At 31.7% G+C, this 11720-nt stretch carries 16 protein-coding genes and 1 pseudogene; 8 read left to right on the top strand and 9 right to left on the bottom strand.

Annotated elements, in window-relative coordinates; genetic code table 11:
- On the bottom strand, positions 1 to 356 hold a 356-nt coding region (locus BLQ93_RS09120), incomplete at its 3' end, for an electron transfer flavoprotein subunit beta/FixA family protein (protein WP_425389231.1).
- 166 nt (positions 357 to 522) lie between these two features.
- On the opposite strand from BLQ93_RS09120, the gene BLQ93_RS09595 reads away from it, so the two are divergent.
- From BLQ93_RS09595 to BLQ93_RS09105, 4 genes are read left to right on the top strand one after another with little or no spacing between them, the layout of a single operon-like run.
- The gene (locus BLQ93_RS09595) at positions 523 to 675 is read left to right on the top strand and encodes a helix-turn-helix domain-containing protein (RefSeq protein WP_216818775.1); all 153 of its coding nucleotides are present in this window, start codon (positions 523 to 525) and stop codon (positions 673 to 675) included.
- A 3-nt stretch (positions 676 to 678) separates the two neighbouring features.
- Positions 679 to 936, top strand: coding sequence for a MerR family DNA-binding protein (locus BLQ93_RS09590; protein WP_342670541.1), 258 nt, complete (start codon positions 679 to 681; stop codon positions 934 to 936).
- Between the two features lie 13 nt (positions 937 to 949).
- Positions 950 to 1510, top strand: a complete 561-nt coding sequence (locus BLQ93_RS09110; RefSeq protein WP_159427528.1) for a chalcone isomerase family protein — start codon at positions 950 to 952, stop codon at positions 1508 to 1510.
- Positions 1507 to 1887, top strand: coding sequence for an acyl-CoA thioesterase (locus BLQ93_RS09105; protein ID WP_092129785.1), 381 nt, complete (start codon positions 1507 to 1509; stop codon positions 1885 to 1887). Before BLQ93_RS09110 ends, BLQ93_RS09105 begins: the two co-directional genes overlap by 4 nt.
- A 179-nt stretch (positions 1888 to 2066) precedes the next feature.
- Here the strand turns inward: BLQ93_RS09105 and BLQ93_RS09100 are convergent, their stop codons facing one another.
- The 3 genes from BLQ93_RS09100 to mazG all read right to left on the bottom strand — a co-directional run bounded on the left by BLQ93_RS09100 (position 2067) and on the right by mazG (position 4167).
- Positions 2067 to 3029 carry a hypothetical protein gene (locus tag BLQ93_RS09100; protein ID WP_092129783.1) on the bottom strand — a complete coding sequence of 321 codons (963 nt, stop codon included), beginning with the start codon at positions 3027 to 3029 and terminating at the stop codon, positions 2067 to 2069.
- A 33-nt stretch (positions 3030 to 3062) separates the two neighbouring features.
- Entirely contained in the window at positions 3063 to 3287 is a 225-nt protein-coding gene (locus BLQ93_RS09095; protein ID WP_092129781.1) for a hypothetical protein, read from the bottom strand.
- 130 nt (positions 3288 to 3417) lie between these two features.
- Entirely contained in the window at positions 3418 to 4167 is a 750-nt protein-coding gene (gene mazG / locus BLQ93_RS09090; protein WP_092129779.1) for a nucleoside triphosphate pyrophosphohydrolase, read from the bottom strand.
- 67 nt (positions 4168 to 4234) lie between these two features.
- On the opposite strand from mazG, the gene BLQ93_RS09085 reads away from it, so the two are divergent.
- Entirely contained in the window at positions 4235 to 5317 is a 1083-nt protein-coding gene (locus BLQ93_RS09085; protein ID WP_092129777.1) for a VIT1/CCC1 transporter family protein, read from the top strand.
- Here the strand turns inward: BLQ93_RS09085 and BLQ93_RS09875 are convergent.
- The 3 genes and pseudogenes from BLQ93_RS09875 to BLQ93_RS09075 form a co-directional block, all read right to left on the bottom strand.
- Positions 5285 to 5467 (bottom strand): annotated as a pseudogene (locus tag BLQ93_RS09875) (EexN family lipoprotein); the annotation flags it as partial. The gene BLQ93_RS09085 and the pseudogene BLQ93_RS09875 overlap by 33 nt on opposite strands.
- Before the next feature lie 58 nt (positions 5468 to 5525).
- A complete protein-coding gene (locus tag BLQ93_RS09080) occupies positions 5526 to 6107 on the bottom strand; it encodes an isochorismatase family protein (RefSeq protein WP_092129789.1) in 582 nt (193 codons plus the stop codon).
- A 9-nt stretch (positions 6108 to 6116) separates the two neighbouring features.
- Positions 6117 to 6434, bottom strand: coding sequence for an STIV orfB116 family protein (locus BLQ93_RS09075; RefSeq protein ID WP_092129775.1), 318 nt, complete (start codon positions 6432 to 6434; stop codon positions 6117 to 6119).
- A 125-nt stretch (positions 6435 to 6559) separates the two neighbouring features.
- Here BLQ93_RS09075 and BLQ93_RS09070 point away from each other — a divergent pair, with 125 nt between their 5' ends.
- Both BLQ93_RS09070 and BLQ93_RS09435 read left to right on the top strand, forming a co-directional pair.
- On the top strand, positions 6560 to 7813 hold the full coding sequence (locus BLQ93_RS09070) for an ankyrin repeat domain-containing protein (RefSeq protein ID WP_159427527.1): 1254 nt from the start codon (positions 6560 to 6562) through the stop codon (positions 7811 to 7813).
- 68 nt (positions 7814 to 7881) lie between these two features.
- A complete protein-coding gene (locus BLQ93_RS09435) occupies positions 7882 to 8058 on the top strand; it encodes a hypothetical protein (protein WP_159427526.1) in 177 nt (58 codons plus the stop codon).
- A gap of 40 nt (positions 8059 to 8098) precedes the next feature.
- Here BLQ93_RS09435 and BLQ93_RS09065 read toward each other — a convergent pair whose 3' ends face one another.
- Entirely contained in the window at positions 8099 to 9634 is a 1536-nt protein-coding gene (locus tag BLQ93_RS09065; protein WP_092129771.1) for a sigma-54-dependent Fis family transcriptional regulator, read from the bottom strand.
- 141 nt (positions 9635 to 9775) lie between these two features.
- On the opposite strand from BLQ93_RS09065, the gene glnA reads away from it, so the two are divergent.
- Entirely contained in the window at positions 9776 to 11188 is a 1413-nt protein-coding gene (glnA, locus tag BLQ93_RS09060; protein WP_092129769.1) for a type I glutamate--ammonia ligase, read from the top strand.
- A 350-nt stretch (positions 11189 to 11538) separates the two neighbouring features.
- Here glnA and BLQ93_RS09430 read toward each other — a convergent pair.
- A partial coding sequence (locus tag BLQ93_RS09430) for a hypothetical protein (RefSeq protein ID WP_159427525.1) occupies positions 11539 to 11720 on the bottom strand: 182 nt, incomplete at its 5' end.

Genomic DNA, 11720 nt, shown 5'->3' with positions numbered 1-11720 from the left:
ATGCCTAAAAATATAATATCAAAGTTTTTATCTTTGGCATAACTTGCAATTATTGTAGCAATTTGAAACGAGTCTTTTTTGTGTGATTCATCATCATGTATATGTACACCTTTGTCCGCACCAATAGCTAAAGCTTTTCTTATTGCTTCTTTTGTGCGTTCTGGACCAATAGAAAGTGCTACAACTTCAGCACTGCCTAACTTTTCTTTAAGCCTTACTGCTTCTTCAATGGCATACTCATCATATTCATTGATTTTAAAAGTCAAATCAGATTGTTCATACCATTGTCCGTCACTTGAGATTTTAAATTTAGATTCCATATCTGGAACCTGTTTGATACACACCAGGATATTCATAATAACCTCCTTTTAAAATAAGCATACTTAATTAAAATATTAACTTTAAATATTCTATAATAATTTACGTAAATGTCAAGTAAAAATTTATTTACTTTTCTATTGACAAACTAAAATTAATATGATAAATATAAATTATGATTTTTAACGTAAGAGTGAGTCTGTTATGAATAACATTAATAACGAAGAATATTTTCAAATTGGAGAGGTTTCAAAGAAATTGGGTATAACGCCAAGAACAATTAGATATTACGAAGAGTTTGGTTTGCTAGATCCTCCGCTTCGTATAGAAAATGGTATAAGACTGTACTCTAATTAAGATATAAGACGTATAAAGTTTATTTTAAAACTTAAAGAATTGGGTTTAACCTTAAAAGAAATGTTAGAACTTGCAGATATTTATAATCAGCATAAGCAATCAATTACTATTATGCCAAAATTGATTGAAATATTAGATGATCATATTGATAAGATTGATAGTAGGATTTCAAAATTAGCCTCTTTAAGAAACGATATAGTAGAATACAGAAAACGCATTTTATCTATAATTGAACAAAACAAAAATGAACAAAATAAATAAGGGGGCATCAAAAATGAAAAAACTCTTATTAATTGTATTTGGTGTATTGTTTTTGTCAAAAGTATCGTATGCAGTAAATGTAGATGGTGTTAATGTAAAAAATACATTAATGCTTAATTCAACACAATTGCAGTTGAATGGTTATGGGATTAGACATTATAGTTTTCTTGGTATAAAAATTTATGTAGGAGCTTTATATACACAAGAAAGAGTTTATTCCACTGAACAACTTCTTTCATCTAAACAAAATAAAGTCATTGTTATGTATTTTGTGTATCCAAATGTTAGCAAAGATAAGGTTATAGGAGCATTTAAAGAAGGTTTTAAAGATAATTACCCATCAATTATTGGCACAAGTGAAGAAAAAAGTTTTCTCAATCTTTTTACACATGGCTTTAAAAAAGGTGACTCAATAGAAATAGCTTTACTCGAAAATGGCAATACACAGGTATACGAAAATGGTTCTTTAATTGGTCAAATTCATTCTCCAGAGCTTCAAAAAGCAATAATTATGGTTTATTTTGGCCCAAAACCACCAGATAAATCCATGAAAGAAGGGATGCTTGGAAAATGATAGTAGAAATTCAAAAGAGATTCAGCGATTTTGATATGTATACACATGTAAACAGCGCAGTGTATTTTACATATTTTGAATATGCACGCATTGTAGCGCTTGGACAGATTTTTCAAAAAGTGTCTGATACCATTTGGTTTGTAGTAGCAAAACAATCATGTGAATATTTAGAACCAATTTTATTTAACGATATCGTATTTGTAGAATTAAAAATTGAAAAAATTGGTAAATCAAGTTTTGATATATCATACATAGTTAAAAATGATAATAAAACATTTGCCAAAGGTTTAACTACGCTTGTAGCTATTGATAAAAACACAAAAAAGGCTACACCTCTTACTTCAGATATACTAAATTATCTCTCAAAAATCTATTGATTCTGCACACAGAGCCTTGCATTTTACAAGGCTCACTTTAAAAAAATTGTAAAACTTACCAAAATAAAAAAACAAAAAGCTTAGTTACTTAATAAACAGTAACTAAACTTTTTTGGGGGGTTAGTATGAAAAAAAAGCTTAAACTAACCCATCTTTATATAATAGAATTTAAGATGGGTTTAAAATTTATAAGTACCAACTAAAAACACCTGATTTGAATATTGAGCATGGTTTGGATCGTTTTTAGATCCAACATAATAGGTAATATTTCTATCGTATTCTAAACCCAAAGATGCAGATTTTGTTAAATTGTAAGCCAAATTAGCATATACTGTAGCAGCTTTTCTTGCATAGTCTGAACTTGAAAGCGTAGTAAGATTTCCGTATATAATTTGAGAGTAACCTCCAGCAATACTAATTGGTACTTGAGCTAATTTATTAAAGTCAACCTTAGCTTGCAGTGCCCATCCTGTAGAGCTAACCTTCTCAAGTGAATTACCATTTAAATAAAAAGAAGGAGGTGATATTTTATCCGTTGGGGCACCAAAACCTGTAAAAGCTTTAGCATAATAAACGTCACCTTTTAAGCTAAATGCATATATTGGCAACTCCAATCCAGTTCCTATAATGTAAGAGTTTTCGTCATTGTCGCTGTTGTTATATGTCTGTTTTGTTTGCTGCCATTGAAATTGTGCATAAAATTTTGCAGGAGATCCAAGACCAGTTTCAAACTCTACTGGTACTTTTATACCAATACCTGGCATGGATGCTCTTTGTGATACTTTACTTGTTACATATCCTTGAATGTCTTCAAATGTTATATATGGGTTTAATTTTGCAGCCCCTAAATCCAATTTTACACCAAATGCAACCTGTGGGATTTTTTTAGTTAAATCCGTACCAGCTGTATTGTTTAAACCATTTAGAGAATATACATCAAAATTACCAGGGCTGTAATCTTGTCCTACAAGCAACCATGGTGTATAATTGCAACCTTCCTGGCAGAACTCTTTAACAAAAAAAGCCCTCCTTAAGCGAAATTTGCCATTGCCATCTGTACCAATATTAGCACCACCACCTTTAAAATCACCTTCTATTAAGCCTTTTATACCTTCTGCTTTGTTGTCAAGGTTAAAACCCAAACGCGTATAGTTTGCAGTTGAGCCAAAACTTGTTTACGCAGGAATATTTAACTTACCACCAGAATACTCTTTGGATGCGCTGGTTCCAAGAAAACTTTGATTATTGTACCAATCAAAATACATTTGAGTAAAACCATACAATGTAATGTTTGTGTCAGTCTTTGTTGTAACAGTCCCAGCATAGCTTGTGCTTGTAAACCCGAGAGCAGCTATGACAGCCAAAGAAAGTACGCTTTTTTTCATTTTTTGCTTTACCATGCAAAAACCTCCTCTCAATAATTTGTTGACTCAATAGTATGGTTTTATTATTAAATTTTCTTCATATTTATGTAAATAAAATGTAAATATAAGTAAATTATTTCAAAGAAGTTTTTTTGAGACTAATAATTTAAGTTAGATTCTTTGACTCATCCCACAGTTTGTTTAATAATTCTTTTGAGACGCCACCAAAATTGCCGTTTAATTTCTTTTCAATGTATTCAAACCTTTTAATTATTTTATCTATTGATATATGAAGAGCTTCTTCTGGATCAATATCAAAAAACCTTGCAAAATTAACTATACTAAACAACACATCCCCAAGTTCTTCTTTTTTTTGCTCTGTAGTTTTTGCTTTTTTAAACTCACTTAACTCTTCGTAAATTTTGGTTTCTGCATTTATTGCATCATCAAATTCCAAGCCAACTTTTGATAATCTTTTCTGGACCTTATAAGCTCTAAAAAGCGATGGCATTCTTTTTGGTATACCTTCAAGTATAGATTTTTTATCTTTTTGCTTAATGCTATCCCATTGGGATAATACTTCCTGTGCTGTATTTAATTGTTTTTTGCCAAAAACATGGGGGTGACGCTTGATTAGTTTTTCTATCAAATTATCAATAACGTCAATCAAACTAAAATTACCATTTTCATTTTTTATAATACAGTGAAAAACTACCTGCAATAGACAGTCACCTAACTCTTCAATAATCTTTTGATCATTATCTTCTTCTAAGGCTTCGTATAGCTCATAAGCTTCTTCTATAAGATTGTTTTTTATAGATTGATTGGTCTGCTGTCTATCCCAGGGGCATTCTTTTCTTAAGCGTTCAACTATTTTAACAAGCTCGCTAAATTTAATAGCATATACATCACACATAAAAACTCCCTCTAAACTTGACAAAATTAAATTTATTATATATGAATTATACACGAAGGAATGTAAAATGGAAAATTTTTTGAATTTGATTGAAAAGTTTTATCAAGGAGAAATAAACGATTATCACTTATATTTAGCATTGTCAAAATCACAAAAAGATGAAGAATTAAAAAATCGCTTAAGTGAAATTGCACAAATTGAAAAAAATCACTCGCTTTTCTGGAAAAAAATTGCTAAAAAATATAATATAGAGCTCAAAGATAAAATAAATACATCAAAAATCAAAATAGCAGCTTTTTTACAAAAATTTATATCTGCTGCAATAATTGTATCATTATTGGAAGCCGGCGAAAACTCAACAGTCAAAGAATACTATAGCTTTTTAAAATCAAACGCTCTTGACGAAAAAGAAAAAGCTATTTTGAAAAATATTATTTTAGAAGAAATTGAGCATGAAAGTATATTTAATAAAGAATCAAAAAAATTTGGTGCAAACAATGTAAGGGATTTTATACTGGGAATGAATGACGGCATTGTTGAAATTTTGGGCACAGTCGCAGGACTTAGTGCTGTATATTTTACCAATCCTTTTTTGGTTGGAATAAGCGGTTCAATTGTGGGCATTGCTGGAGCACTTTCCATGGGTATTGGTGCATTTATATCCGTTAGATCACAAAGACAAATTGCTCAAAGCAAAAATGAAAGAAATGAGATGTTGTTTAGTGTTGCGCCAAAGCGTGCAATTGAAGTATTAAAACAAGATCTTATTGACTCAAACATAGATGAAAATATAGCTACTGAGATTACTAAAAAACTCCAGGACTCCAATACTGATTTATCAAAATTTTTAACTCAGGAAGTAGAAGAAAATGAGTTAAAATCAGGTTTTTTTACAGCTATAGCATATTTGATTGGCGTACTGTTTCCTGTTACACCCTTTTTTATATTTAAAACCTCAATGAGCGCGTTGCCTTTTTCAATATTGCTTGCATTTTTAGCTTTATCTAGTGTTGGTACAGTTGTTTCAATAGTATCAGGTATTTCTATAAGAAAAAAAATATTTGAAATGGTAACTTCATCTTTTTTTGCCGCTGCATTTTCGTTTGGATTTGGTAAATTAATGCAAATTCTGTTTCATGTTAGCGTGTGATAGCTCAATATAAGCTTCGTATGCGTTTTTACAATCTTGATTTTCGTACATAATTGTGCCGTAGTTTTGTTTGCAATAGTGAAGTCTTTCAACGCATTTTTTAGGATGTGATAAGTAATATTCTCTAGAATGGTATTGATGGCATGCACTAAGTAAAAAAGGTACAAAAAAAGTATCTTAATTTTTTTTGTCATGAAATCACCTAAAATTATTGGATTAAATCATTTAAATCAATTAAAATAGCGCCCGCTTTTAGCATTTCATTGATAGACAATGCTTCATCATCTGGTTTTAAATTAACTGCTTTTGAGGCATCGGATAAGAAAAAAGTAGTATAATCTAGCGCTAACGCATCCAAAATTGTTGCTTTTACGCAATAATCCGTAGCAAGCCCTCCGATAAACAATCTATTGATATTTAAATTCTTCAATTTATCATGAAGGTCTGTACCATCAAAACCAGAATATGCGTCTTTATCTGGATTCGTTCCTTTTGAAATAATAAGTGTGTCATTTGGTAACCTTAAATCTTTATAAAACATTGATCCATCTGTATTTTGAATACAATGAATAGGCCATATACCTCCAAATTCTTTAAAAGACGAATGATTTTTTGGATGCCAATCTCTTGTAGCAAAAATTGGCCTAATGTTCTTTTTAAAAATCTCAATATAAGAATTTGCGTATTTTATAATATCACAGGCATTGGGTACAGCTAAACTGCCCACACAAAAATCGTTTTGAATGTCTACTAAAATCAACGCATCTTTGCTTGTAATTGATACTTTCAAGGCAATCACCTACTCCAGTCTTTTTAAAATACCTAACGTATAATCTTTACTGCATAATTCCTTTATATTCAATACCTGACCTTCTTTAAGCCTTGTAAGTAAATGAAACACTATTGCTAAATCTCCCTGTTTCATTTTAATTGCTATGCGATTGTATTTAATATCAAGTTCTAAAAGTTCACTTAAAAATATTGCCGTGGCTTCATGACCTATGGCTGACACAAACTTATTTTCTTTTAAAATTTTCTTTGCTTGCAAAATGCTTATTTTTTTGTACCTATACAAACCAAAATCTGTCAAAATGGGACCATTTAACAAATAAACCATTGTAAATTATAATAACAAATTTTGCAAAATATTCAATATTAAAAAAATTTTTTAAATTTTGCTTTACAAAACATACTTTTTTAAATAAAATGTTACAAATTTGAAATAATATGCCGGGAGGGTTTATGTTTTGTCCAAATTGCGGCAAAGAAATAGATGATTCGTCAAAGTTTTGCAAATATTGTGGTTACAATATTACGCAACAAAACGAACAAAAACAAGAGACAAAACAAGCTGACACATCCAAAGACTCACTAAAACCTGATTTAAAAGTTATTCAAAAACCTAAAAATGACTCATTGCTTGTTTCTATAATTGTTATTATATTAATTGCTATAGCGGCTTTTGGGGGTTATTTTGTATACAAAAGCATGTTTTCTTTACACAAAAAAGCACTTGAGTTAATTGACAAAAAAGAGTATTCAAAAGCTGCTCAACTGCTTGCTAAATCTTGCAATAAAGGTAATACAGATTCTTGCGTTAGACTTGCAGATATGTATGCAAATGGTACACAAATTCCAAAAGATGAAGCTCAAGCAATTAATTTCTATACAATAGCTTGCAATAAAAATAATTCAATTGCATGCGCAAAACTTAGAGAATTAAGCTCAAACATGATCACTCAACAAACACAAACAACCAATGCCACGCAAAACCAAACGCCGCAAAATCTTGAAGAAGAAAAAAACGCTATCCTAAATACAATTAAAACTTACTATCAAAACATACCAAATAACTTGCGGGAAGCCTATAGCGTGCTTTCTAGCAATTTTCAAACAAAACAACCCTACAATCTTTGGTCTGATGGTTTTAAAAACACTATATCAACAGAACTTAAAAATGTAGAAATTACGCAGCTTGATAATCAAACATCCAAAGCAAATGTTATAGTAACAGCACAAGATAAAATAAAAGATGGAGCAGTAGTTAGTACATACGAAGGTACCTGGGAGTTAATTAAATCTGGAAATGAATGGAAGCTTAATAAAGCAGATATTAAAAAAATTAGCGAAAATATTATTCATCCAAATCTAAATACCAGTAAAACATCAACTGTTACACAAAAAACAAAAGAAAATGTATCACAAAAATCATACACGGCAGATGATTTATTTAAAGCTGTATCAAGCTCCAACGCTACACTTGTAAAAAAGATATTAGCTCAAGGCATCAGCCCAAATGTTAAAGATAAAAATGGATCAACCCCGCTAATGTATGCTGCCTATTATGGAAATTTAGAAATTTGTAAAATTTTAATTGCTCATGGTGCCGATGTAAATGCAAGAAGTGTCGTTGGAGGCACTGCACTTGGTGCAGCAAAAGAAAGTGGTAATCAAGCAGTGTACAATTTTCTTTTGCAACATGGAGCAACATATTAATAAAAAAAATTCTTGACTTGCACTTTTAAAGTTACTATAATTTGAAAAATTTTTAATGGAGGTATGGCATGAAAAAAGTTTTAGCAATGTTGGTTGCATCAATGTTTTTAACCACAGCACTTTCTCTTGGCGCAAAAGCAGCTGAGGAGAAAAAAGTAGAGAAGAAAGTTGAGAAAAAAGTAGAAAAGAAAGCTCCAACAGCAGCTGCAAAGAAAGCCGCTAAACCAAAAGTAGAAGGTTGCTAATTAAAGCACTGGCGCAAACAGCTAAGTCTGTTTGCGCTTTTTATTTTTGCAGTTTTATATTATATTTGTGGATTCTGTAATCTAGTTGCCTTAAAGTAAGATTAAGTAATCTAGCTGCTTTTGATTTGACAAATCCTGTTTCTCTCAAAGCTAACTCTATATGTTTTTTTTCAATATTTTGTATTTGATTTGGTAAATTTTTGTCGCTATTAGTTGGTATTTCATATTTTTTTAATGATATATTTTGTGAAATATATGCAGGCAGATCTTTAATATAAATAGTATGATCATTCATAACAACAAGTCTTTCTATAATATTTTCAAGTTCTCTTACATTACCAGGCCAATTATAATTAATCAATTCTATTAAAACTTCCTTTGAAAGTTGAACGCTTTTATTGTATTTTTCGTTAAATATCTTTAAAAAATAATCTATCAATATCGGTATATCTTCTTTTCGCTCAATTAAAGGCGGAATTTTTATGGGTATAACATTAAGCCTGTAATATAAATCTTCTCTAAATTTTCCATCGTTTACAAGCTTGTATAAATTTTTATTTGTCGCTGCAATAATTCTAACATCTACAGAAATTGTATTTAGACTACCAAGCCTGGAGAATTCCTTTTCCTGGATTACTGTTAATAGTTTTCCTTGTAATGATAACGGAATGTCGCCAATCTCATCCAAAAAGATTGTCCCTTTATCTGCTATTTCAAATTTCCCTTTTTTTTGAGAGATTGCACCAGAAAATGCACCTTTTTCATAACCAAAAAGTTCTGCTTCTAATAGGTTTTCTGGTATGCTTGCACAGTTTATACTAATAAAAGCTTCTTTTTTTCTGCTACTTAGTTTATGTATAACTTTTGCAACCAAACTTTTTCCGGTGCCGCTCTCACCTTCTAAAAGCACTGTTGAATCAACATTGGCAACTTTTAAAATAGTGTTTTTTAAATTATCAATCGGTTTTGAAACACCTATAATTTCAGCTATAGGCTCTCTAATCTCTATTTTATTTAATAAAATTTCTTTTTCCTGCTCAAATGTCCTTTTTTGAAACTCAAGTTTTTCATTCATTTTTTGAGCAAAACCGATCAGAATGCTTATCATTGATAATAACTTTATCTCATTTTCATATGATAAATTTCGCGTTTTTTCTTTGTAAATACCAAGCACACCAAGTTTTTCTCCACCAATTTTTATTACGGTTCCAATAAAAACTACATCAAAATCAAAACGGTTTAAAATGCCCATTTTGTTTAAAAAATCCTTATTTTCCTTTGGATCATGTATGATTGCTGGAATCTCGTTTTTAAATACACTTCCTACAATGCCTTCACCTACTCTAAAAACACCTTTATATTTTTCTTTTTTGAGCAAACCAAAGCTTTCTTTTATCTCCAATGTATTTTCAATAGGGTTATACAAAGCAATAAAACTAGCCGGTATGTCAAGATAAGAGTAAAGCAATTTAAGTATGCTTTTGAAAGCATCCCTTATATTGTTTTGTCTGCTCAAAACTTTACTTACTTCATGAAGTATGCTAAAATAATTTTCGTTAACATTAATACTCCTCATTGTAAACAATTATACAATTTTGTTAACAAAATACAAGCTTGTTATAATAGAAAAACAATTAAAAACTTTAAAAAAACAAGTTATTATAAACTTAGGAACGTTTTTTGCTTAACATAGACCAAGTAAACTTAGGAGGTTTTTATGTCAGTTGAAAAAGTTTTAAAACTTATTAAAGACGAAGAGGTAAAAGTAGTTGACTTAAGATTTGTTGATTTACTTGGTACATGGCAGCACTTCAGCGTACCAGCGCATGTTATTGAAGAAGACACTTTTACAGAAGGTTTGGGATTTGACGGTTCATCAATTAGAGGCTGGCAGTCTATAAATGAAAGTGATATGCTTGTTGTGCCAGATGCAGATAGTGCGTTTTTGGATCCTTTTACAGAAGTAACAACACTCAACATGGTATGCTGTATACTTGATCCCATAACAAAACAACCATACCCAAAACATCCACGCTACATTGCATACAAAGCCCAAGAGTATTTAAAGTCCACTGGTATTGCAGATACTGCCTACTTTGGACCTGAGTTAGAGTTTTTCATCCTTGATAGTATAAGGTATGATATCAAACAAAATGCAAGCTACTATTACCTTGATTCTCAAGAAGGTATATGGAACTCAGGTAAAGACGAAGAACCAAATTTAGGCTACAAAATTAGAAACAAAGAAGGCTACTTTCCAGTTGCTCCAACAGACAGCCTTCAGGATTTACGCACAGAAATGATACTAAACCTTGAGAAAGTTGGCATAGAAGTTGAAACACACCATCACGAAGTAGCAACAGCGGGTCAGTGTGAAATCGATATGAAGTTTGATACCTTGCTTAATATGGCAGATAAAGTATTAAAGTATAAATACATAGTAAAAAATACAGCAGCTATGTACGGTAAAACTGTCACGTTTATGCCAAAGCCTATATTTGGAGATAACGGCACAGGCATGCACTCACACCAAAGTTTATGGAAAGACGGAAAGCCTCTATTTGCTGGAAACTTATATGCTGGTCTAAGCGAAATTGCAATGTACTACATGGGTGGTATCATAAAGCATGGAAAAGCTATAGCAGCTTTTACAAATCCTACTGTAAACTCATACAAAAGGCTAGTTCCTGGTTTTGAAGCACCAATTAACCTGGCTTATTCTTCAAGAAACAGAAGCGCAGCGCTAAGAATACCTATGTATTCATCCTCTCCAAAAGCTAAGAGGGTTGAAGTTAGATTTCCAGATCCAAGTTCAAATCCATACCTTGCATTTTCTGCAATGCTTATGGCAGGAATCGATGGCATATTAAACAAAATTGATCCAGGAGAACCGCTTGACAAAAACATATATGATTTACCGCCACAGGAACTTGCAAACGTGCCAAAAGCGCCCGGCAGTTTAGAGGAAGCCCTTCAAGCATTAGAAGATGATCATGAGTTTTTACTAAAAGGCGATGTATTCAGCGAAGATTTAATTAAAACATGGATTGACTACAAGAAAGAAAAAGAATTAAAGCCATACAGTATGTCAATTAACCCAATTGAGTTTTTCATGTACTTTGATGTGTAAAAACTAAAGTGTCTTGCCTGTAAGCATTTTTTGGCTTACAGGCCTTTTTTATTCCAAAAAATATTATAACGACAGGCTTTGTATGCTTTATGTGGGATTCTTCACTAAAACTTTTAGGCGACAAAAAGGACAGTCATCCTGAACGTATGTGAAGGATCTACTTATGAGATTCTTCGCTTGCACTTCAGAATTACGGGTAAGGGTGTCACCTTAAAGCGTTAAGCGAAGTCAGTCATCCTGAAGCGTTAAGCGAAGGATCTCACTTTTAAGTGATGAGATCCTTCGTGCAATCGCCCTTCAGAATGACAAAAAGTAGGCAGCCATTGCCAGGCGCAAGAGATAAAGCTACCTTAAGTCTTAAACTTACCTACGCTAGATAACAGTCCTTCTGATATGTTCTTTAGGTTTTGGGCATTGGCTGATATTGTTTCTACTGCTTTGGCATTTTCTTCCTGGGCTTTGCTGATTTCTTTTACCTGCATCTCAAGCTCTGAAACTGTAGAAGAAAGCTCCTGTGTTGCAGCAGATAGAG

Source organism: Desulfurella multipotens, assembly GCF_900101285.1.
GTDB classification, from domain to species: domain Bacteria; phylum Campylobacterota_A; class Desulfurellia; order Desulfurellales; family Desulfurellaceae; genus Desulfurella; species Desulfurella acetivorans.
This window is presented reverse-complemented; position numbering and strand designations above follow the sequence as displayed.